The sequence below is a fragment of the Hymenobacter montanus genome (assembly GCF_014699115.1).
Lineage (GTDB): Bacteria > Bacteroidota > Bacteroidia > Cytophagales > Hymenobacteraceae > Hymenobacter > Hymenobacter montanus.
Genome location: NZ_JACXAD010000006.1, coordinates 169,021 through 190,016 on the forward strand (window position 1 = coordinate 169,021; position 20,996 = coordinate 190,016).

General features: G+C 62.2%; 19 protein-coding genes. 14 read left to right on the plus strand and 5 right to left on the minus strand.

The features are described from left to right. The first annotated feature begins 40 nt into the window (after positions 1-40). The 5 genes from IC235_RS07340 to hutU all read left to right on the plus strand — a co-directional run bounded on the left by IC235_RS07340 (position 41) and on the right by hutU (position 6,824). A complete protein-coding gene (locus IC235_RS07340; protein ID WP_191004521.1) occupies positions 41-1,702 on the plus strand; it encodes an ArnT family glycosyltransferase in 1,662 nt (553 codons plus the stop codon). Between the two features lie 92 nt (positions 1,703-1,794). Then, positions 1,795-2,724, plus strand: a complete 930-nt coding sequence (locus IC235_RS07345; protein WP_191004522.1) for an arginase family protein — start codon at positions 1,795-1,797, stop codon at positions 2,722-2,724. Positions 2,725-3,153: 429 nt separating this feature from the next. Further along, the gene (locus IC235_RS07350; RefSeq protein WP_191004523.1) at positions 3,154-3,987 is read left to right on the plus strand and encodes a DUF4097 family beta strand repeat-containing protein; all 834 of its coding nucleotides are present in this window, start codon (positions 3,154-3,156) and stop codon (positions 3,985-3,987) included. A 320-nt stretch (positions 3,988-4,307) separates the two neighbouring features. Further along, the gene (locus tag IC235_RS22570; RefSeq protein WP_191004524.1) at positions 4,308-4,499 is read left to right on the plus strand and encodes an ATP-binding protein; all 192 of its coding nucleotides are present in this window, start codon (positions 4,308-4,310) and stop codon (positions 4,497-4,499) included. A gap of 498 nt (positions 4,500-4,997) precedes the next feature. Further along, positions 4,998-6,824, plus strand: a complete 1,827-nt coding sequence (gene hutU / locus IC235_RS07360; RefSeq protein ID WP_317173543.1) for a urocanate hydratase — start codon at positions 4,998-5,000, stop codon at positions 6,822-6,824. A 348-nt stretch (positions 6,825-7,172) separates the two neighbouring features. Here the strand turns inward: hutU and IC235_RS07365 are convergent, their stop codons facing one another. Continuing rightward, the gene (locus IC235_RS07365; protein ID WP_191004525.1) at positions 7,173-9,350 is read right to left on the minus strand and encodes a choice-of-anchor Q domain-containing protein; all 2,178 of its coding nucleotides are present in this window, start codon (positions 9,348-9,350) and stop codon (positions 7,173-7,175) included. A gap of 478 nt (positions 9,351-9,828) precedes the next feature. Here IC235_RS07365 and IC235_RS07370 point away from each other — a divergent pair, with 478 nt between their 5' ends. Both IC235_RS07370 and IC235_RS07375 read left to right on the plus strand, forming a co-directional pair. After that, positions 9,829-10,011 carry a hypothetical protein gene (locus tag IC235_RS07370; protein WP_191004526.1) on the plus strand — a complete coding sequence of 61 codons (183 nt, stop codon included), beginning with the start codon at positions 9,829-9,831 and terminating at the stop codon, positions 10,009-10,011. Positions 10,012-10,361: 350 nt separating this feature from the next. Continuing rightward, positions 10,362-11,195, plus strand: coding sequence for a phosphatase PAP2 family protein (locus tag IC235_RS07375; RefSeq protein WP_191004527.1), 834 nt, complete (start codon positions 10,362-10,364; stop codon positions 11,193-11,195). Positions 11,196-11,390: 195 nt separating this feature from the next. Here IC235_RS07375 and pncA read toward each other — a convergent pair whose 3' ends face one another. Next, on the minus strand, positions 11,391-12,014 hold the full coding sequence (gene pncA, locus IC235_RS07380; protein ID WP_191004528.1) for a bifunctional nicotinamidase/pyrazinamidase: 624 nt from the start codon (positions 12,012-12,014) through the stop codon (positions 11,391-11,393). A 334-nt stretch (positions 12,015-12,348) separates the two neighbouring features. Here pncA and IC235_RS07385 point away from each other — a divergent pair, with 334 nt between their 5' ends. Both IC235_RS07385 and IC235_RS07390 read left to right on the plus strand, forming a co-directional pair. Beyond that, positions 12,349-13,218 (plus strand): SDR family oxidoreductase, encoded by an 870-nt coding sequence (locus IC235_RS07385; protein WP_191004529.1) that lies wholly within the window; start codon positions 12,349-12,351, stop codon positions 13,216-13,218. A gap of 34 nt (positions 13,219-13,252) precedes the next feature. Then, positions 13,253-14,047 carry an arylamine N-acetyltransferase family protein gene (locus IC235_RS07390; RefSeq protein WP_191004530.1) on the plus strand — a complete coding sequence of 265 codons (795 nt, stop codon included), beginning with the start codon at positions 13,253-13,255 and terminating at the stop codon, positions 14,045-14,047. A 122-nt stretch (positions 14,048-14,169) separates the two neighbouring features. Here IC235_RS07390 and IC235_RS07395 read toward each other — a convergent pair whose 3' ends face one another. Beyond that, positions 14,170-14,724, minus strand: coding sequence for a GNAT family N-acetyltransferase (locus IC235_RS07395; protein WP_191004531.1), 555 nt, complete (start codon positions 14,722-14,724; stop codon positions 14,170-14,172). A gap of 175 nt (positions 14,725-14,899) precedes the next feature. Between IC235_RS07395 and IC235_RS07400 the strand changes: the two genes are divergently transcribed. Then, positions 14,900-15,634 carry an SDR family oxidoreductase gene (locus IC235_RS07400; protein WP_191004532.1) on the plus strand — a complete coding sequence of 245 codons (735 nt, stop codon included), beginning with the start codon at positions 14,900-14,902 and terminating at the stop codon, positions 15,632-15,634. A gap of 45 nt (positions 15,635-15,679) precedes the next feature. On the opposite strand, the gene IC235_RS07405 is transcribed toward IC235_RS07400, so the two are convergent. Then, entirely contained in the window at positions 15,680-15,907 is a 228-nt protein-coding gene (locus IC235_RS07405; protein WP_191004533.1) for a hypothetical protein, read from the minus strand. Positions 15,908-16,040: 133 nt separating this feature from the next. Here IC235_RS07405 and murI point away from each other — a divergent pair, with 133 nt between their 5' ends. Then, positions 16,041-16,886, plus strand: a complete 846-nt coding sequence (murI, locus tag IC235_RS07410; RefSeq protein ID WP_191004534.1) for a glutamate racemase — start codon at positions 16,041-16,043, stop codon at positions 16,884-16,886. Positions 16,887-16,983: 97 nt separating this feature from the next. Here murI and IC235_RS07415 read toward each other — a convergent pair whose 3' ends face one another. After that, the gene (locus IC235_RS07415) at positions 16,984-17,271 is read right to left on the minus strand and encodes a hypothetical protein (RefSeq protein ID WP_191004535.1); all 288 of its coding nucleotides are present in this window, start codon (positions 17,269-17,271) and stop codon (positions 16,984-16,986) included. A 66-nt stretch (positions 17,272-17,337) separates the two neighbouring features. Between IC235_RS07415 and IC235_RS07420 the strand changes: the two genes are divergently transcribed. The 3 genes from IC235_RS07420 (at position 17,338) to IC235_RS07430 (ending at position 20,876) form a co-directional block, all read left to right on the plus strand. Beyond that, positions 17,338-17,496, plus strand: a complete 159-nt coding sequence (locus IC235_RS07420; protein WP_191004536.1) for a hypothetical protein — start codon at positions 17,338-17,340, stop codon at positions 17,494-17,496. Positions 17,497-17,583: 87 nt separating this feature from the next. Next, the gene (locus IC235_RS07425; RefSeq protein WP_191004537.1) at positions 17,584-17,916 is read left to right on the plus strand and encodes a hypothetical protein; all 333 of its coding nucleotides are present in this window, start codon (positions 17,584-17,586) and stop codon (positions 17,914-17,916) included. Positions 17,917-18,464: 548 nt separating this feature from the next. After that, the gene (locus IC235_RS07430) at positions 18,465-20,876 is read left to right on the plus strand and encodes a glycoside hydrolase family 9 protein (protein ID WP_191004538.1); all 2,412 of its coding nucleotides are present in this window, start codon (positions 18,465-18,467) and stop codon (positions 20,874-20,876) included. Positions 20,877-20,996: the final 120 nt, after the last annotated feature.

Here is a 20,996-nt window from a genome sequence, read left to right on the forward strand (position 1 = left end):
CGGGAACTCCGGCGAGCGGCCTTTTCTACCTTTGCGAATCGTGAACGTTTCTTATCCTCAACCCGCCCGGCACTGGCTGTGGCTGCTGCTGCTCATCCTGGGGGTGGGCCTGGGGGCCCAGCTCAACGGCTGGGGCGTGGTCGAAACCAGCGAGGCCCGCTACGCTGAGATCGGGCGCGAAATGCTGGCCAGCGGCGACTGGATCCACCCCCGGCTGCTGGGCATTCAGCATTTTCACAAGCCCCCGCTCACCTATTGGCTCACGGCGGTAGGGCTGGCGCTGGGCGGCCCCCGGGCGGGAGCCGTGCGCCTGTTGGCCGTGCTGGCCGTGCTGGCGCAAGTGGCGCTGGTGTACGGCCTGGGCAAGCTGCTCTTCGCCGGCGACCGGGCCCGCGCCCTGGCCGCGGCCGTGGTGTATGGCACGCTACCGGTGGTGCTCATCTCAGCCCTGAACCTGACTACCGATGCTTACCTGGCCACCCTGGAGCTGGCGGCTACCTACGCCGTGCTGCGCTACTACGCGGAGCACCGGCCCCGCTGGCTGTACCTGGGGTGGCTGGCGGCGGGCCTGGCCTTCCTCACCAAAGGCCCGGTGGGGCTAGTGCTGCCGCTGTTGGCGGTGGCCGGCTGCTTCTTTGGGCAGGAGCGGACCCGCCGGCCGTTCACGAGGCACCACGCCTGGGGAGCGGTCCTGTTCGTGGTGGTGGGGCTGGGCTGGTACGGGTACTTGGTGGCCGAGAACCCCGCTTTTGTGCGCTACTTCTTGTTTGAGCACACCGTGCGGCGCTTCGCCAACCCCGAGGCGTTTGGGCGCAGCCAGCCGTGGTGGTTCTACTGCGTGCTGGTGCCCGCCACCAGCCTGCCTTGGTCGGCCGCGCTGCTGGGCCGGGCCGGGCGCACGCCGTGGGCTACGCTGCCGCGGGCCTGGCGCAACGTGCTGGTGCTCTGGGTACTGGTGCCGCTGGTGTTTTTCTCGTTTTCGAGCTCGAAGCTGCTACTCTACGTGCTGCCGGTGTTTCCCGGCGTGGCCTTGCTGGTGGTGTACTACCTGAGCGAGTGCACCGAGGGGGCGCTGCGCCGCTGGTACCTGGGAGTGGGCGGGTTTTTGGTGCTGCTGCTGGGGGCCCTGGCCGTACTGCCGGCCGTTACGGCCTGGCCGCTGCCAGTAGTAGTGGGGCCGATGGTGACGGTTTGGGCGCTGGCGGGGCTGGGGGTGCTGGGGCTTCAGCACTGGTTTTGGCGGCCCGGAGGAGCAGCGCCCCGGCTCCTGGTGGTTGCGGTGATCTCTACTTTCTTTCTGCTGCTGGCCGCCAAAACCGTGCTTAGCCAAAACGAGCTGCGAATCAACAGCACGCGCCCCCTGGCCGAGCGGCTGAAGCTCCCGGACCTGGCCGGGCGCCAAGTGGTGGTGTACGACGAGTTACTGCCCTCGCTGGCTTTCGAGCTGGGGCAAGTGCCCGTGTCGCTCTTCAATGGCAACCTGAACCTGAGCCGGGAAACCCAATTCGAGTCCGACAGCTCCTGGCAGCAGCAGCTGATCAACCTGCGGGCTAACCCCCCCAAGGGCGAGCCCCTGTCGGCCCGCTGGTGGCGGCCCGTACTGGTAATCAAAAGTCCATCAGGACCACCGGACCAATGGATACACGAGGGCCTGTCGCAGCGGGAGCAAATTGGCCCCTGGTGGCTGTATTACGACCCCTGATCGTTGCCCGGAAGCCCCATTACCGCGCTGCTGCCATGGTCCCCGCCGGGGCTGAGCTAACTTCGCGGGCTGCATAACTTCCCTTCACTACCATGACGGCTTTCCTCCGTGACCTCGTTCGCCCCGCTACCGAGCTGCCCACAGCGGACGTGTGCCTGGTGGGCCTGCCCCTCGACTTCGGCACCGTGCTGGAAGGAGGCCGGGCCGGTGCCGTGGGAGCCCCTGACGCCATCCGCCGGGAGCTGCGTCGCTACCACAAAACGTACAACCTCGAGCACGACGTCCGCCTCGACCATCTGCGCATAGCCGATGCCGGCAACCTGGATCTGCGCCACCCCGACCACGGCCGCAACCACGACCAGATTCGGGAGCAGCTGGGCCAGCTGCTGCGCCGCTACCCGCGCGTGGTGGTGCTGGGTGGTTCGCACGATGGCACCTACTCCACGGTGCGGGGGCTGGTGGAGGCCAGTGGGGGGCAGCCGGTGGGGGGCATCAACCTCGACGCCCACGCTGACGTGAAGGACAAGCCCGAAATCAGCAGCGGAACGCCTTTTGGCAAGCTCCTGCGCGAAGGCTGGGTGGCCGGGCCGCGGTTCACCGAAATCGGCTTGCATTCCAACCTCAATACCCTGGAAGACATCGAGTTTCTGCACGAGCAGGCCGCCCACATCGTGCCGCTGGCCCACGTGCAGCAGGACGGCCTGGCCTTGTACCTGAGCCGGGCCCTGAGTCGGGCCACGGCGGCGGGCCCGGCCTTCGTCAGCTTCGATCTGGATGGCTGCGCCGAAGCGTACGCCCCGGCCGTCTCGGCCCCCAGTGCCGACGGCCTGACTCCCCGGCAGGCGGTAGAAGCGGCTTTCCTGACCGGCAAAAACGAGTCGGTGTGTCTGTTTGAAGTGGTAGAGCTGAACCCCGTGTTCGACCGCGATAATCAGACGGCGCGCTTGGCCGCCACCCTCATCGCTGCTTTCCTGACGGGCGCGGCTTCGGCCGTTGCTTCCCGCGGCGCCGGCCATCCGTGAGCCGCCCATTCCTAGCCTGGGACTTGCAGGGGCCGGCGAGCTTGCAGGGTGGGAGGGGACCTGCCAGGGTGGTAGGGCGGGATGAAGTCACCAGGGCTGGAGGTACGCCCACTCGCCCCAGGCAGCATCGATTTGCCCGGTGGGCTGGTTTCCACAAAAAAATACCCTTGACAAAGCGTTGAGTGCACAGTAGGGGCGCTTCGGTAGCCAGGGGGCCATAAAAGGGCTTCCCGAAGAGGAGAGGGCGCAAGAACCGCCTACGGTCAGTTGGGTTGGAGGTGGGCAATTGTGGAGTCCGCAAAAAAAACAGGGGCTCCGTGTAACGAATGCCGGATTGGTCGGTACCCCTCTCACCAATGGCCCCGGCCGCCGCTTACTGGCAGGGCCGGGGGCTTTCACCCGGTTTCCTCATCTTCAACCTTTACGCTTATGCTTCCCATAAACTCCCTGTTCGCAGGCCTTGCCATTGCTGGCAGCACGCTTTCGGCCACCTTGGCCACCGCTCAAACTGCGGCCGAGCCTCCATTCAAAATCAGCTGCGAAGAAGGCAATTGGTCGCGGCGCAACGGCGAAAACAAGCGCTTTTGCGAAACCCGGGACCTGACCATGAATGCGCCCGCGGGCCAGCCGCTGGTCATCAACGGCGGCACCAACGGGGGCATCTCGGTGCACGGCTGGTCGGGGCCGAACGTACGAGTCCGGGCCAAGGTGCAGAGCTGGGCCGACAGCGAAGCCGAAGCCCAGGCGCGCGTGAAGAGCGTAAGCATCAGCACGGCCAACAACACCCTCCGGGCCGAATCTCCGCGTAAGGACGAGCAGTACAGCGTGAGCTATGAAGTATTCGTGCCCCGGCAAACGGCCCTCAATCTGAACACCATCAACGGCGGTATCAGCCTCGACAATCTGCAGTCCGACGTCAAGTTTCACGCTGTGAATGGTGGCGTGTCGCTCACCAGCCTGGGCGGCCAGGTCACCGGGCTAACCGTGAATGGGGGCCTGAGCATCACTCTCACCGGCAGCAAGTGGGAAGGCAAGGGTCTCGACGTGGAAACCACCAACGGGGGCATCAACTGGAAGCTGCCCCAGGAGTACTCGGCGCAGTTGTTTACCAGCACCAACATGGGCAACATCCGGACCGAGCTGCCCGTCACCAAATCGGGCATGTTTCATAAGGAGCTGATGGCCAGCCTGGGCAAAGGCGGCGCCCCCGTGAAGGCCGTGACGACCAACGGTGGCATCAGCGTGGAACAAGGGCGTAACTAAGCTCCGAGCCTGACAATACAGCGCGACGTATCTGCGTCTGCCACGCACCCGCTCCGGCGGGAGCAAGAATGCCCTTCCCTCCAGGTAAAGGATTTGTGGACGTGCAGCCCCCACAAGTAGTTTCAGAACCCGCTGAACTTCGTCAACAACTTCTCCGAAGTCAGTGCTGAGCTGATGCGCCCTGGCCGAGGAGTATCTCAAGCTGGCCTACCACGGGGCCCGGGCCAAGGACAATTCCTTGTAAAGCCCAGCTCAGCACCGACCTCGACCCCAGCCTGGGCCCGGTGCCGGTGGTGCCGCAGGGGGTAAGCCGGGTGCTCATGAACGTGTTCAGCAATGCGTTTTACGCCGTGCAGAAAAAGCGAAGCGAGCTCGGGCCCGGCTACCAGCCCACCATCAACGTGAGCACCAAGCGGGAGGCCAATCAGGTCAGGATTCAGGTGCGCGACCACGGCATTGGCGTGCCGGCGGCGCTGAAGCAGAAAATTTTTCCAACCCTTCTTCACCACTAAGCCCACCGGCCAGGGCACTGGCCTGGGCCTGTCGCTGGCCTGGGCCTGTCGCTGAGCTATGACATCATTACCAAAGGCCACGGGGTGACTTTCACTCTGGAGAGTGAGGAAGGCCAGTTCACGGAGTTGCCCCTGACATTGCCCACCTTGGTTTCTTAAGTATCCGTCCGAAAAAACGGCTCTGCGAACACCAGATGAGCAGGGCCGGCCTTGTACGTGTAAGGCGCTGCCGGGTGGGGCGTATGGGGCAAAGGTGGAGAAAAGCGACCCCAGCAAGGAGCCGTGAGTGCGGCTAAGAAGCTGTTTGAGTGCATAAAAACGGTCCTGCTTCGACCAGCGGATGCCAGCTAGAGCAGGAGCTCAAAAGTGATTTTTCACTACCTCAAACAGCCGCTAAGGGATAAACGTGAAGCGTAACCAACGGGAGCCGATTGGTTTTGGGCGAGGCCACTAGCCGGCCCCTTCCTATCTTCGCCAGCCCACCTAACCGCTTCTTCCATGTCGTCGCCTACCCCCGCCGTAAGTGCCATCACGCCCGAACTCAACCTCGAAGCTAACTCCCTTGCCAGCGCCGAAAACTCGGCTGCTTCATCCCCGGACTCCGCGCATCAAGCCGGCGCGGGGCCGGGGAGGGGGGCCAAACGCCCGATGTTCTACGAGTTCAAGCCTACCGAAACGATAAAGGCCCGGCACGGTACGGAGCTGCGCTGTAAAACCTGGGAAGCCGAAGCCGCCCTGCGGATGCTGGAAAACAACCTCGACCCCGCCGTGAGCCTGGTCTACGACGAGCTGATTGTGTACGGCGGCGCGGGCCGGGCCGCCCGCAACTGGAAGGAATACCAAACCATCGTCGACACCCTCAAGGAGCTGGCGCCCGACGAAACCATGCTCGTGCAGAGCGGCAAGGCCGTGGGCGTGCTCAAAACCTGGCCCCACGCCCCGCGGGTGCTCATCGCCAACAGCAACCTGGTGCCCGCCTGGAGCACCCAGGAATACTTCGACGAGCTCGATCGAATGGGCTTGATGATGTACGGCCAGATGACGGCGGGCTCCTGGATTTACATTGCCACCCAGGGCATTTTGCAGGGTACCTACGAAACCTTCGCCGCCATGGCCGACCGTCACTTTGGCGGCACCCTGCGCGGTACCATCACCGTTACGGCCGGCCTGGGGGGCATGAGTGGCGCCCAGCCCCTGGCCGTAACCATGAACGACGGCGTCTGCCTGGTAATCGAGCCCATTGACGAGCGGGTGCGGCAGAAAGTGCGCGAAGGCTACCTCGACGAGCAGGCCCGGGACCTGGCCCACGCCCTCGAGCGCTGCGAGCAGGCCCGGGCCGCCGGCGAAGCCTGGTCGGTCGGCCTCACCGGCAATGCCGCCACCGTGCTGCCCCAACTGCTGGAGCGGCGCTTCCGGGTTGATATCGTGACCGACCAAACCTCGGCCCACGACCTGATGGACTACCTGCCCGAAGGCGAAGTGGATGCGGTGCTGGCCTTGCGCGCCGCCCACCCCGAGGAATTCAAAAAGCAGGCGTTGGCAGCCATTGTCAAGCACGTGGCGGCCATTCTGGAGCTGCAGCGCCGCGGCACCATTGCCGTAGACTACGGCAACAACCTGCGCGGGCAGGCCGAAAAAGGGGGCTTGCGCGTGCGCGACGAGGACGGCCAGTTCCTGTACCCCGGTTTCGTGCCCGGCTACATCCGCCCGTTGTTTTGCGAGGGCAAGGGCCCCTTCCGCTGGGTGGCGCTCAGCGGCGACCCGCAGGATATCCTGCGCATTGACCGTGCCCTGCTCGAAACGTTTCCCGATGACAAGCTGCTGGCGCGCTGGATTGCCAAGGCCCAGGCGAAAGTTCCGTGCATTGGCCTCCCGGCCCGGGTGTGTTGGTTGGGCTACGGCGAGCGCGCCAAGTTTGGCCTCGTCATCAACGACCTCGTGGCGCGGGGCGAGGTGTCGGCCCCCGTGGTCATCGGCCGCGACCACCTCGACTGCGGCTCGGTGGCCTCGCCCAACCGCGAAACCGAAGGCATGAAGGATGGCTCCGACGCGGTGGCCGACTGGCCCCTGCTCAATGCCCTGGCCAACTGTGCCAGCGGGGCCGACTGGGTGAGCCTGCACAACGGGGGCGGCGTGGGCATCGGCAACTCCACCCACTCCGGTATGGTAATCGTGGCCACGGGCACCCCCGAAAAAGCCGAACGCCTCCAGCGCGTGCTCACCACCGACCCCGGTATGGGCATCTTCCGCCACGCCGATGCCGGCTACGAGCTGGCCCAGGACGTGGCCCGCGAGCGCGGGGCCAAGATTCCGGGCCTGAAGTAGGCCGGGGCCGTATAATTTATAATACTGTTAACTGTAGGAAGGATCCGGGAGAAAAGCTGCTGGTTGCTACTGGTCTTGAGGATATACACTCCTCTTCCGGTAGGTTCGGGGGCGTAGGCCGGGCCTTCCGGGTCGAAATTCCAACGGCCCATTTGATTTTTGGCCGAGAATCCTGAAGAGGCCCTTTGGCTTTTCTGTAGGCGTAGTAGGGCCGGCCATAAGAGTTCTGGCTCATTGGTGTCAGCCATGGTGTGGGTCGGCTACCTGACCGCCCATGGGCCCGCCAAAGTGGGGTAGGGAAGGGCGCGCCGCACCACGCGGTGATGCGGCGCGCCGGCGCGTGGGGCCTCAGTCGAGCAGCAGGCGGCCCACCTGCGCGCCGGCCCGCACCAGGTAGCTGCCCCGGGGCAGGCTCGTGGGCAAGGCCAGCTCGGGCGGCCCGCTCAGCGGCAGGGTGGCGCGGAGCACTAGCCGGCCACTCAGGTCGTACACGCTCACCGGCTGGCCCGGGGCCGGCCCACTGAGCGTGACGCGCTGCTGGGCTGGATTGGGCCAGAGCTGCAGCCGCGCGCTGCCGCCGGCGGGCACGGCCAGGCTCCGCACGGGTGAAAAGGTGGTGGTGCCGTTCTGGTCGGTCTGGCGCAGGCGGTAGTAGACCAGCGGGCCCGGGTAGGCCGGCAGGGTGGCGTCGTCGAACTGGTAGGAGGTGGGATGTGCGGCACTGCCCTGCCCGGCCACCCAGCCCAGGCGCTGGAAGTGCTGGGCATCGGTGGAGGATTCGACGGCGAAGCCGGCGTTGTTGGTTTCCGAGGCCGTGCTCCAGCTCAGGTGGGCCACGCGCTGGCGGGCCACGACGGCGAAGCTGATCAGCTCGACGGGCAGTGGGGTGTTGTACTCGTAGGCCCCGATGTCGCAGGCCCCCGCGCGGGTGACGCCGCGCTGGTCGGTGGTAGAGCAGCCGCTGCCAGCGTTGATGGCCGGGCTGCCCGCTTGCAGCGCCATGGTGCGGGTGGAACCTCCGTTGTTAGCCGGTGGGGCAAGCAGCGGATTGATCACGGGCATGGTATTGCTGGTAAACACTACGGGCCGGGCGAAGCAGGGCCTGTCGGCGGGGTCCTGCCAGGCTCCGGGTACATATTTGGGGCGCTCGGGGTACTCGATGTTGCTGCCATTATCGGTTAAGGTACTCCCACAGTTGTTGCCGGTGTTATACCCCACGCACCCCGCCGGGGGGGGATACCCACATTGCTGATAGGCGCGGTTATTGGCGATGATGGTGTTTTGGACGCTGCCCTGGGTAGTGCCGTTAATGCCGCTGACTGCCCAGGCCCCCCCATAACCGCCGGAGATATTGTTGGCAAACGTGCAGTTCACAATCGTCGAAAACCCCGTTTCTCCTTTCTTTTCGTAATCGAAGAAATCATAGAGGGCCCCGCCCAAGCCATCACCCTTAAAAGTTTTGTTGCCGTAAAAGGTGCAGTTGGTGAACTTATTGTCGCCCCGACCACAAGAAACCCCGCCGCCGTAGGCGCCGGCCTCGTTGTTTTCAAAAGTGCAGTTCGATACCTCAAACGCTCCGTTGTTGTTGGTGTTGTGGAACACCGCCCCGCCCTGGCTGACTAGGTTGGTGGCTTTGTTGTTGGTAAACTGGCAGTTTGTTACTACCCATTTGTCGAGGTTATAGCCTTGCAGAAAGACGGCTCCAAAAGTTCGGGCCGTGTTGTTAGTGAACGTGCAGCCGATAATCTCGCCCACCCTACCAGGGCCCGTGAAGTTATCCCCCGACGTCTTCCGCAGCCCGTCGACGTAGATGGCGGCCCCCCCATCCACGGTAGAGCGGTTGTTGTCGAATACGCAGTTCTCAATGCGCACGTCGGAACCTAGGACCGTAACAGCCCCGCCGTGGGTCGTGCCGGAGTTGTTGCGGAAGGTGGAGTTGGTCAGCGTGACCTGCGAACCGCCGGCGACGTAGAGGGCCCCGCCGGCGCGTTCCTCGCCCATCGTGTTGGACTTGCAGTTGTCGAACACCATGGCATTGCTGCTAAAAACATTGCTGACGCCCAGCGCGACCCCACCGCCGCCGCCGCCGCTATTTCTGGGGTTGGGCTCGGGGTAGCGCAGGCTTTCAAAATCGCGGATGGTGCCGCCATTGAGCTGCCAACTGGCCCCGGACCGACTGTGGAGCAAGCGGATTTTGGGAGCACTGCTATCCAGGCGTAATACCGACCCATTCAGGTTGAGAATGAGGTCGAAACCAGTGACCGCTTCATCCTCAATGGGGGGCAACGCAACGGGCCCTTCCGTTTCTCGGGAGCCAAAAGGCAGCCCCGTAATGGTGGCGACACTGGTGGTGAAGACGTATTCGCCATTCGGAGCCAGGTTGATGACGTCGGCCTGGCCATTGGTGTTAGCCGTGTTCATGGCCAGCACCAGGGCCGCGACATCCCCGTTAGGAATCGTGAAAATGGCGGCAAACGAGGGGCCACAGCCCAGCAGTAGTATGGAAAGCAGCAGTAACTCTCTCATAAGTATTGGGATGCATCAGAGAAGCATACGAAATGCAAAAGGTGCTACAAGTTATAGAATGTGCATTCAACCAGGTAATTCTTGACTTGTTCAATCTGGTGGTGCAAGTAAGTCATTTTGTATTCAACATTGAATACGACAATTCTTAACTTGCTTAAGCTAACTAGCTCACCGGCGAAAGCGTGTGTAGCGCTGGGCCGGTGACGCCAGGCGGTAGGGATACCTGGTTGGTGGGTGTTTGCAGCAAGTTCAATTCAGCAAGTGGCTCAGGACTCAGTCGAAAGCCTTACCAGGCAGTGGGTTGTAATTTCAGCGGACCTCTAGCCCGGTCCAAACTTCACCTTGGCCACAAGGCCGCCTGTACTCGGGGATGAGGCAAGGGCTGGAAAACGTGGTCATTGGCGAGTAAGCGCCGCTTTCTGCCAGAAAAATCCCGACGACAAAAACATCTCGCTAGCCGATTACCGCGCCACTAGCTTTGGCCCGCCGCCCCCAAGTGCTATCCCTGCGGTCGAGCGACCAGGTGGCCGATAATGGGGTGTTGCCCACGCCAGCCGAGCAACAGCAATTTGGCCGCACGATTGTCAAGCTACCCAACACCATTCACAACGACATGTGGGACGGCGCCACCACCGCGCAGAAGCAGGAAATGAGGGACTGAATTTCCCAGTTTTTGAAACAGTAAGCGGGGAAAGTACCCCATCTTAAGCTCTAAGTTTACGCCGCTCAGGCATCAGGCATCAAGCATAACCGGCCAAATGCTAAGTTCTACGCAGTACTAAAACCGCATGCCTGCGGGTGGCTGTCGTTTCCAATTCTACTTCTTAATAAGAGCACCAAGGAGCCTTGAAGGCGAGGCGGCTGTCCTGGTTTGGCTGCCAGGACGAGGCTACCGACTATAAAGCAGATAATTGATTAGATCCGAATCAGTTAAAAAGTGGCTATCAACTCCAGTTAATAATCGCACGTTTGAGCTTCTTTATTCCGACAGCTATTTAATGAAGCTCGTTAATGAAGCTCGCTATTTCTATTGCTTTACTTGGGAGCTTGGCAGTGGCTCCGGGGTCTGTCGCGGTTGCCCAGCAGGCGCCCGCGTCGCCTTATCGCACCAGCTTGTGGGTTGATGGGGCCATTACCGCGGGGGTTACGGCCTTGAGTGTGACCGGCCTGTACTTGATTCAGCAGAAGAGCGGCCTGACCGACTCCGAGCTTGCGGCCCTTAACCGCAACGATGTACCCAAAATCGACCGGTTCTCGGCGGGCTGGTATAGCGAGCGGGCTCAAACCACCAGTGACTTTCTGTGTTACGGCTCCATGGCCGTGGCTCCCGGCCTGCTCGCGCTAAACTCCAGCGTCCGGGCCCATTACGGCCAAGTGCTTGGGCTGTATCTGCAAACGATGCTCGCCACCGATGCCGTATTCACGATGACCGTGGGCAATGTATACCGGTATCGGCCCTACCTGTACGGCTCGGAGGGGGGCGGCAGCCGCAACGGGAAAATTGCCACCAACTCGTTTTTCGCGGGCCATACGGCGCACTCAGCTACCGCCACGTTTTTCGCGGCCAAGGTTTTCCACGACTTCAACCCCGGCTCGCCGGCCGAGCCTTATGTGTGGGGCGCCGCGGCGGCCGTCCCAGCGGCGGTGGCCTATTACCGGATCCGGGCGGGCAAGCATTTCCTAACCGACAACCTAGTGGGCTACACCGTGGGTGCTACCGTGGGCATTATGGTGCCGCAACTGCATAAAATCGCGGGCGGCCAGGGCCTGTCCGTGCTGCCCATGCAGGGCCTGAACGCGAACGGTCATGCCTACAGCGGCCTGCTCCTAACCAAGCGGCTCTAGCTTGTTAGCTACCCTATAGATTTAGATTAGCATCGTAAGCGCAAGTCTGGGCTGTTGAAACGTGGGAACGTTCCCAAAAACTTGGGAAGCGGCTTCTTCTTGCGCCACCAGCCCGCAGGCGAGGGAAAGTATTTTGGGCGAAAGAGGGACTGGTTGCCCGGCCACGCGCCTGCGCCCAAAAACAGCCCCACCACCTCAGGCAGTGGGTTGGGCGAGCACGGCGGCGCTGCTCAGCACTTGCCCGCCGTGCTCGTGTAAATCGGCTTGCGCGCGCAGCCAGCCCTCGGCTGAAATAGGGCGGGTGGCGTCGGCCAGCACCACGGCCGCGAAACCTTCGACTAAGGCGTCCTTGGCCGTGAAGTATACGCAGTAGTCGGCCGCCAGGCCCGCGAGGTAGACCTGCGTTACGCCCCGGCCGCGCAGGTAGTCGGCCAGGCCGGTGGACTTGCGGTGGCCATTGTCGAAGAAAGCGCTGTAGCTGTCGATGTCGGGGTTGGTGCCTTTGCGGAAAACCGCCTCGATGCGGCGGGAGTCGAGGGTCGCGTGGAGGTCGGCGCCGGGCGTGGCTTGCACGCAGTGGTCGGGCCAGAGCATCTGCGGCTGCCCCTGCCACTCAATTTCGCTGAAGGCGGCGTGCCCCGGGTGGACGCTGGCAAAGCTCTGGTGGCCCGCCGGGTGCCAGTCCTGGGAGGCTACCACCAGGTCGAAATGCGGCTGCAGCGAGTTGACAAGCGGAATGATGGCGTCGCCGTCGGGCACCGCCAGGCGACCCCCGGGCACAAAATCATTTTGAATATCAATCAGCAGAAGGGCGTTCATGCAGGATGGAATTAAGAGAGTGAAGGGCAACCTGATTACAAAAGAACGTCATGCCGGCCGGAGCAGCCCCGGGAGCGCCGCTGGCAGTTGCTCGCGGTTGCTGTTTGGCCTTGCCGCGTAACGGCCAACCGGAAAGGCCTCACGAGCGGCGGTCCACTACGCCGCCAAGCCGTCCGATGGGGAGGTTCCGGCATATTTCGCGCAACGTGCTGACTGAAATCAAGCATTTAGCCACGAGTTACGTTTACGTAAATTACAAGCTGGGCCGTAGCTAAGAGCGGGACAGCCGCCCCGGCTGAAACCACGTCTACCACCTTTCTTACCCCTTATCCTCATGCCCGACCTTCAAGACCACATTATTCTCGTTACCGGCGCTACCTCCGGCATTGGAAAAGTAACGGCCACCGAGCTGGCCAAAATGGGAGCTCAGGTGGTGCTCCTGGCCCGCAACGCCGACAAGGCGGCGGCCACCCAACGCGAAATCCGGGCCGCGGCCGGCCACGACCGCGTCGACGTGCTGCTCGCTGACCTGGCCGACCAAAGGCAGGTGCGCCAGGCGGCGGCCGAGTTCAACGCCCGCTACCCCCGGCTCGACGTGCTGGTGAACAACGCGGGCTTGATTTTCGGCGCTCAACGTCAGCTTTCCGCCGACGGCTACGAGCTGGGGCTGGCTACCAACCACCTCGGGCCCTTCCTGCTCACGGCCTTGTTGTTCGATAAACTCAGGGCCAGTGAGGCGGCCCGGGTGATCAACCTGGCGTCGATGGGCTACAAGCTGGCCAAGCCCGATTTAGCTGATATGCAGTCGGCCCGGAGCTACAGCGCGCCCCGGATCTACAGCAACACCAAGCTCTACAACATCATGTTCACGCAGGAGCTGGCTCGCCGCCTGCGCGCCCACGGCATCAGCAACGTAATCACCAATGCCGTGCATCCTGGGGTGGTAGCCAGCAACTTCGGCGCCAGCGCCGGGGGCTGGCTGGCCCGGCTCGCGCAGCTGGCCCGCCCGTTTTTGCTGTCGGTTGAGCAAGGCGCCGAAACCAGTATTTACCTGGCTTCGGCGCCCGAAGCAGCGGCTAGCAGTGGCGGTTACTTCGCCAAGAAAAGAGCCGAGCCGGTAAAGCACCCCTTCAACACGCCCGAGCACGCCCGCCAGCTCTGGGAGCTCAGCGAGCAGCTGACGGGCACCTCGTTTCTGGCGTAATTCGGGTCTTGTTTCGTCGCTCCCCCGTTGCCCTATGCCCGATTTCGCCATCGACCTTACCGCTTACGTTGCCCGGGTGGGCTACCAGGGCCCGCTTACGCCCTCGCTTGAAACGCTGGTCGGCTTGCACCGGGCCCAGGCGTTCAGCATCCCCTTCGAAAACCTCGACATTCACCTCCGCCGCCCCATTGGTCTCGACCCGGCCAATCTGATGCAGAAGCTGATCGGGGAACGGCGCGGGGGGTACTGCTACGAGGTCAACGGCTTGTTCCGGCTGGTGCTGCAGGAGCTGGGCTTTCCGGTGACGACCCTGGTGGGACGCAACCTCATTGCCGGGCATCCGCTACGGCCCCGGGCCCACCAGGTGCTGCGGGTGGAGGTGGCCGGGCAGCCCTGGCTCATCGACCTCGGCTTTGGAAACAACGGTCTGATCGAGCCCATTCCGCTGGTCGTGGGCCCGGACCACCGCCAGGGCTTCGACTGCTACCGTCTGCAAGCGGCGCCGCAGCACAACTACCACCTGCAACTGCACCTCCAGGGCAACTGGCAGAGCCTCTACACGTTCACCCTCGACGAGGCCCAGCCCAGCGACTTCCAGATGATGAATTTCTTTTATTCTCAGTCGTCGGATTCACCCTTCCGCAAGCAGCGCATCTGCACGCTGGCGGGGCCCGATTATCGCGTCAGCCTGGTCGACCAGGAACTGAAGATCCGGCGCCCCGATGGTCACATCGCGACGAGTACGTTGCCTGATGCGGCGGCCTACGAGCAGGCCCTGGAGACCTATTTCGGCATCCGCCTGCCCGCTCCGTTGCCCGCGTATTCATAGGGTGAAGGTCCGACCGGAGTGGTGCCACGAATGGCCCGAAGGGCTTCGTGGCACCACTAATTCATGGCACCACTAACTCGTTGAACGAATATAGCCGCAACATTCCAAAGGTTACATGGATTCTAAGCCGTGGGGTTGCCAGCCGGGTACAAGGTCCGCCATTCGTCCTCCAGGATGGCCATCTCGATGAGGGTCCAGTAGCCTTCGTCGTGCCGCACCACATCGCGTAACACGCCTTCCTGCTTGAACCCGGCTTTCAGGTAGCAGTTAATGGCCGCGAGGTTGAAATCGTATACTCCCAGGCTGATGCGGTGGAGCTTTAGGTCTTCGAAGCCAATGCGCAGCAGGGCCTTCACCATGCCCTGGCAGACGCCCCGGCGGCGTTCGGTGGTGTTGCCCACCAGCACGCGGGTAATGCGCCCGGACCGGTCGCGCTCGCTGATGCCGCCGAGCGAAATGTGACCCACCGTAGTACCCGTTCGGGAATCCACGGCTTTGTAGATGAACACGTTGGGGTCGCTCATGTTGTTGGCGTCTTCCAGGTACCACGTCAGGGCCGATTCGCTGAGGGGAAAGGAAAACATCGAGCCGCTCCATTCTTTCATCAGGCGCTCGTCGTTAACCCAGGCAATGAGTTGGGCGAAGTCGGCAGGGGTGAAGGGCTCCAGAATAATCATAAAAAAGCGTGAAATGGCGGCCAACCGGCCGGGGCATAAGCCCGCAAGATAGGAGCGGACGCGTCAGCCTGGTTAACCAATGCTGGAGAATGCTTGTTAACAAAGGCCGCAGTAAACCGGACCGTTTTTCCTACGGCCTATTTAAAAAGACGTTAGCATCCTGCCAGCCTAAAATATGAACTTAGCCAACAACACGGTTCTCCTTACCGGCGGGGCTTCAGGCATTGGCCTGGCCCTGGCCGTACGCTTCTTACAGGCCGGCAGCAAGGTCATCATCTGCGGTCGGCGGGCCGATAAGCTAGCCGAAGCCCAACAGCGCTACCCGGCCCTGAACCTACGGGTCTGCGACGTGGCCAATGCCGCTGAGCGGGTCGAGCTGGTGCGCTGGGCCACCGCCGAATTCCCCGGGCTGAACGTGCTGGTGAACAACGCCGGCATCCAAAACCGCATCCAGCTCGCCGACGACTCCGCCGATTGGGAAACCCGCCGCCAGGAACTCGTTATCAACGTGGAAGCGCCCATGCACCTGAGCACCCTGCTTATTCCGCACCTGCGGCGGCAGGCCGGGGCGGCCATCATCAACGTCACGTCGGGCTTATCGTTTGCGCCGGCAGCCTTTGTGCCGATTTACAGCGCCACCAAGGCCGCACTGCACTCCTTTACCCTTTCGTTGCGCCACCAGCTCGCGCCCACCGGCATCGCCGTGCTCGAAATCGTACCCCCGGCCGTGAACACCGACCTGGGCGGGCCGGGCTTGCATACCTTCGGCGTGCCGGTCGATGCCTTCGCCGATTCCGTTATGGCCCGGCTGGCCAGCGGCGAGCAGGAGGTCGGCTACGGCACCTCGGAGGAAGTCCGCTTAGCCTCGCGGGCGGAGCTGGATGAGCGTTTTCGGATGATGAATCGCTAGGTAGCTGCTGATTATGTTGGCTTTAGCTTGGCCTGGTGCCAAGTACTAAATAACCCGCACGCTGTCAATGTTCACTTCGTCGCGCAACAGCTCCAGGTTGCGGTAGGTGAGGGGCCGGCCCGCGTCAGTGCTCAGCTCAGGCAGGGAGCCGCGGGCTGCGTCGAGCGTCAGTTGGGTGAGTTTGCGTTCGCCGAGGTAGATGGCCACCGGGCGGCCCTGACGGGCGTCGTGGGTGGCCAGGGCGTGGTCGATTTCGGCCAGGATGCGGCTCATGGTGAGATAGTGAGCGGAGGAAGGGGCAGAAATATAGGGAGGTTTTGGCAGTTCATTAAAAATTCTCGGTTGACTGCCTTTCTGGTAGTCACTGGGGTCGGCCAAACATTCGCCCGGCGCCTACCTTTGCCCAATGAAAACTGCTGCGCCCGCCGTTTCGACTACGGCCCAGGATCCCCGCCCCATTGGTCTGTTCGACTCCGGTATTGGTGGGCTCACGGTGGCCAGGGCCGTGGCCCGGCGGCTGCCCGGCGAGCGCCTGGTGTACTTCGGCGACACGGCCCATCTGCCCTACGGCGATAAAAGCGCGGCCGCGATTCAGGCGTATTCGGTCAAGATCTGCGACTTACTGCTGCGCCAGCACTGCAAAGTGATCATGATTGCCTGCAACTCGGCTTCGGCCGCGGCTTACGAGCTGGTGCGCGAGTACGTGGGCTCAAAAGCCCGGGTGCTGAACGTCATCGACCCCATCGTGGCGCACCTGGGCCGGGCCTATGCCGGCCGTCGGGTCGGGCTGATTGGCACCAAGCAAACGGTTCACTCCAACGTGTACAAAAAGAAGGTGGATGAGCTCGACGCGGCCGTGGACTTGCGCTCGCTGGCGACCCCGCTGCTGGTGCCGATGATTGAGGAGGGGTTCTTCCGAAATGCCATCAGCGACGAGATTATTGCGGCCTATCTGAGCCAGGCGGCCCTGGCCGATATCGAAGCATTGGTGCTGGCCTGCACGCATTACCCCCTGATCAAGGAGCAGATTGCCCGGTATTACCAGGGCCGCGTCGATGTGCTGGACGCCTCGGACGTGGTCGCTGCTGATGTGGAAGCCTACCTGAGCACGCACAGCTTACTAGCTCCCGTGGCGACCTCGCCGCCAGCCCATCAGTTCTACGTATCGGATTTCACCCGCTCGTTTGAGCAGAGCACGCGCTTGTTTTTTGAGCAGGAGGTACACCTGGAACACTACCCGCTCTGGGAGTAATTCAGGCCATAACCGGACGGGCCAGGGATGCAGAGGGTTGAGTTTGGGCCGCCCCTCCACCTCCGCTTGATTGGGCTACAAACGAGCTGCCGCGGCTTCAAAGCTTTTCTTCCAGCCACAGAAACCCACCGGCCAAAAGAAATAAACCGAAAAACCAGGCCGTTGCGGAACGCTGCCGGGCCGCTTGCTGGCGCTCCCACAACTCGGGCCCCAGCCAAGCTGATGACGGGAAAACATAAAACTGGTGAACCGTCCGGCCCGGGCCGCGCACCTGGTGCCACCCGGCCGTAGCCGGCCAATACAGCGCCGTGCTCCACTCGGGCAGGCGCGAATCTTGGCGCAGGGCTACGCGCCCGGGCGCGCCCGCCGCTAGTGGCTGCACCATAGGCGGGGCATCGGGGAAGGCGGCGGCCACCCGCAGGGGTACCAGCAGCGAGGGCGCTACCTGGCTTTGGGCAATGTCGGCACCACCACGGCCCTGAGCACTGGCACGCCAACCAATAATCGGGCGCTGAACATCTTTGGCGGTAATTTGTACGTGTCGTCGGCTTCGGGTAGCAGCTTCGGCGTTTCGCAGGTTGGAACCGGCTTGCCCACCACGGCGGGGTAGCCCTCACTCAGTTGCCAGGCTTCCTGACGATTACCGGCCCCAGGCCCCAGCCCGTACGCGTTTTACTTCGCTAACCTTAGCTCCGCCGTGGCGGGCAACGACGTAATTTATATTGTCGATAAGCGCACCGCTGCCGAGGGCGGCATTCAGAAGTGGAGCTTGGTGGGCACAACCTGGGTGTATAATGGAAGCATGACCAGCGCCACGGGCGTGCGGGGTTTGACTGGGCTGACCGCCAGCACCCGGGTGTCGCTGGTGGCCATTGGCACCAGCGGTGTATACTTGGTGACGGACAATGCGGGTTATAAAGCGGCGCCTAAGCTGGCGGCTTTGCCCGACCCTATTGTGCCCGCGCCGGCTGTGAACACCGTGTTTCGCGGGGTATCACGGTGCTGGCCGCTCGGGCTGGTGCGGCCCTAGCTGGCCTGACGGTAGCTCCGAATCCGGCACCGACCGCAGGGTAAGCTTGCCCCGGGCAGGAGCAACCACGGTGGCGCTACGCTACCTCATCACACACGTTGCCAACTGCCGCCGCACTGGCCGCCGCCCAGCAGTTGCGGCTGCCCACTGGCTTAGTACCGGCGGGTACTTGCTCGAAGCGCGTTAGGGTGAAGAAGTTGCGGTGCGCCGCGTGGAGAAAAACTAGCTATTCAATAATAGACCCGCCAGGAGAGGGCGGGTTTCAGCCTCAGTGAAAAACCTGGTGCCATTGCGCAGGCTTTTTTATCGTCATCTATTATCGTTAGGTGCATCGTGCCAAACTTTTCTGTGGTTCGGTACGCGAAGTCAACAAACGAAAATGGGATTTACTCGGGAGTTCGAACCTATTACTCATTATAGCGGATAATTAAATATTGAGCCCGGGCAGTTGTTGAGATTCTGGCTCGGGGTCTTTATATAGGATAATTTCCTTATTATTGCAACTCGTACCTTTATTATTGGCAAAATAATGCTTATATTGTTTGATCATGAAAAGAAATATTCTGATATTTACTGCTACCGTGTTAAGCACTAGCCCGGCGCTGGCGCAGTACAACTACGCCGAGGCCTTGCAGAAATCTTTGTTCTTCGAAGAGGCCCAACGGGCTGGGGCCGTGGGTGGCAGAACCCGGGTGCAGTGGCGGGGAGATTCGCATTTGCGCGACGGCCAGGACATGGCGTGGGATTTGGCCGGGGGCTGGTACGACGCCGGCGACCACGTGAAGTGGAACAACTCGATGAGCTTCTACGCGACCAGCCTGGCTTGGAGCGCTAAAGAGTACAAAGCCGGCTACATGTCGAGCGGCCAAATGCCCTATTTGCTGAACGCGCTGCGCTGGATAGGCTCATACTACACCAAATGCTTCAACTATACCGACCTTAACAACCCAAGCACTTACAAAATTGCCTTGGACGTGAGCTACACCAACCCCCCAGATCCGAACCCCTTGGATCCGAGCAACGAGTATGGCGACGAACACAGCTACGCCGCTGCCCACGAAGTAATGGACCAATTGTTTCCGGTGCGGCCAACCTACTACGCCGATGCCGAGACCCCGCAGTCGGGGACGGTTGCAGGCATGGCGGCGACGCTAGCTGCCGCGTCGTACGTGCTGCGCGACAACGGCGACGCCACCCGGGCCGATGCTTACCTGACGCTGGCCGAAAAGCTTTACAGCTTCGCCAAAACGTACCGTACTACTTACCAAGCCAACCCCAACAGCTACAAAAACAACCGCAACCAGCGGGTGACCATCACCGGCTACGGCGCCGAAGAGAAAGGCAGCCTGTGCTGGGCCGCGCTGTGGCTGCACCAGGCCGAAAAGCTGAAGGATGGGTCGTTCGGCGACGCGTACGTGCAAGATGCGCTGACGTATGGAGCCGAGTTTAGGTTCGACGTGCACAACAGCCTCTACTCGATAGGCTCCTACAAACTGGCCAGCTATGTGCTGCTGACGCAGCTGTTCCCGGCCGGGACACCCAACGGCTACGGCTACCCCACCACCAACTGGTTTCGGCAACTCATCGAGCAAAACCTGACGGGAGCCGCCGACGGCAACGCGGCCCTGAACAGCAACGTGGTGGGCGTGTCGCCAGGTGGCTTGGTAGTGCTGGGCGACGAATGGGGCACCCTGCGCCACGCCAACGGCCAGGGCTTCGTGGCTTTCGTGTATGCCGACCGCTTGCCGGCCGGGGCGCTCAAAGATAAATACACGGCTTTTGCCAAGCGCCAGCTGGACTATGCTCTGGGCACTAACCCACGCAACCGCAGCTATGTGCTCGGGTTTCAGCCCAATGGCAAAACGGTGGTACAAAAGCCGTTGCACGCCACGGCCAACGGCATCTGGGCCGGCTTCGAGCACGACATTGCGGGCCGGCCGGAGTACCAACCCGTAGGGCGGCACACGCTTTACGGGGGAATGGTGGGGGGACCAGACCGGTATGATAACTATTATCCGCTCGACGGCAATGCCCGGACGGGCGTGAATGAATCGGGCCAAACCGAAGTGGCCATCGACTACAACGGCGGCTTCACCGGCTCGCTGGCCCGGATGACCCAGGTGGCGCCCGGTGGAAGCGTGCTGGCCGGTTTTCCGGCCCCCGAAGTGCGCACCGGTCCCCGCGACCAGGAGTACTTTGTCGAAGCCGCTGTCCGAGCCTCGGGCAGCTCTTTTTTGGAAGTGAAGGCCCGGCTCAACAACCGGTCTCGCTGGCCGGCGCGCACCTGTACCAACATGTCGTTCCGGTACTACTTCACTGTGGAGGGCAGCGCTGCCGTTTCGGCGGCCATTGTTGTCCCCAGCAGCCCGGCGTTGGAAACCTCCGCCCAGGCCACCATTTCGCAGCCGACTTTGTGCAACGGCAGCACGTACTACGTGACGGTGAGCCTGCCCAACGAAGCCATTTTTCCGGGCTACGTTTATCCAAAGGCCCGCCGCTACTATAAGGAAGTAACCTTCCGCCTAACCAGTTCGGGCACTTGGGACAACACCAACGACTGGTCGTACGCCGGATTTGCGCCGTTGGCCAACAACGTGCCGCCGATAATTGCCACGAACATTCCCGTTTATGAAAACGGAACGCTGCTCGCTGGTAACCTGCCAACAAGTTGCTCGGTCGTTACAACCACGGCAACCGAGCTGGCAGTGGCCGCCACAGGCTTACAAGTTTACCCGAACCCCGCGCACGACCAAGTGAAATTGGTCTACGCCGCGCCCGAAGCTGGCAGCGTCGCCATTCAATTGGTCGACGCCATCGGCAGGACACGCAGCCTGAGCCGGACGGTGCGGGCCGGCGCCAATGAGCTGGCGCTGGACGCTACCGGGATGGCTCCGGGCCTGTATACGGTGTTGGTGCGCCAAGGTCAGCGCGTAGTATACAGCAAGCTTTCGTTGCAGTAAGCATAGCCACAGGCAATGAGTTAACTAACTTCAAGCAGGCCCATTTATAGTTGATAACTCAAAGCCCCGCCGGAAAAACCGCGCGGGGCTTTTGCTTTATTCGTACCGACTCGTAACCGG

Coding starts and splice junctions, on each gene's coding strand:
- IC235_RS07385 (WP_191004529.1), top strand. CDS start 12,349: ATGCCCGACCTTCAAGACCACATTATTCTCGTTACCGGCGCTACCTCC.
- IC235_RS07390 (WP_191004530.1), top strand. CDS start 13,253: ATGCCCGATTTCGCCATCGACCTTACCGCTTACGTTGCCCGGGTGGGC.
- IC235_RS07415 (WP_191004535.1), bottom strand. CDS start 17,271: ATGGTGCAGCCACTAGCGGCGGGCGCGCCCGGGCGCGTAGCCCTGCGC.
- IC235_RS07375 (WP_191004527.1), top strand. CDS start 10,362: ATGAAGCTCGCTATTTCTATTGCTTTACTTGGGAGCTTGGCAGTGGCT.
- IC235_RS22570 (WP_191004524.1), top strand. CDS start 4,308: ATGAACGTGTTCAGCAATGCGTTTTACGCCGTGCAGAAAAAGCGAAGC.
- IC235_RS07365 (WP_191004525.1), bottom strand. CDS start 9,350: ATGAGAGAGTTACTGCTGCTTTCCATACTACTGCTGGGCTGTGGCCCC.
- pncA (WP_191004528.1), bottom strand. CDS start 12,014: ATGAACGCCCTTCTGCTGATTGATATTCAAAATGATTTTGTGCCCGGG.
- IC235_RS07430 (WP_191004538.1), top strand. CDS start 18,465: ATGAAAAGAAATATTCTGATATTTACTGCTACCGTGTTAAGCACTAGC.
- IC235_RS07405 (WP_191004533.1), bottom strand. CDS start 15,907: ATGAGCCGCATCCTGGCCGAAATCGACCACGCCCTGGCCACCCACGAC.
- IC235_RS07400 (WP_191004532.1), top strand. CDS start 14,900: ATGAACTTAGCCAACAACACGGTTCTCCTTACCGGCGGGGCTTCAGGC.
- murI (WP_191004534.1), top strand. CDS start 16,041: ATGAAAACTGCTGCGCCCGCCGTTTCGACTACGGCCCAGGATCCCCGC.
- hutU (WP_317173543.1), top strand. CDS start 4,998: ATGTCGTCGCCTACCCCCGCCGTAAGTGCCATCACGCCCGAACTCAAC.
- IC235_RS07350 (WP_191004523.1), top strand. CDS start 3,154: ATGCTTCCCATAAACTCCCTGTTCGCAGGCCTTGCCATTGCTGGCAGC.
- IC235_RS07345 (WP_191004522.1), top strand. CDS start 1,795: ATGACGGCTTTCCTCCGTGACCTCGTTCGCCCCGCTACCGAGCTGCCC.
- IC235_RS07395 (WP_191004531.1), bottom strand. CDS start 14,724: ATGATTATTCTGGAGCCCTTCACCCCTGCCGACTTCGCCCAACTCATT.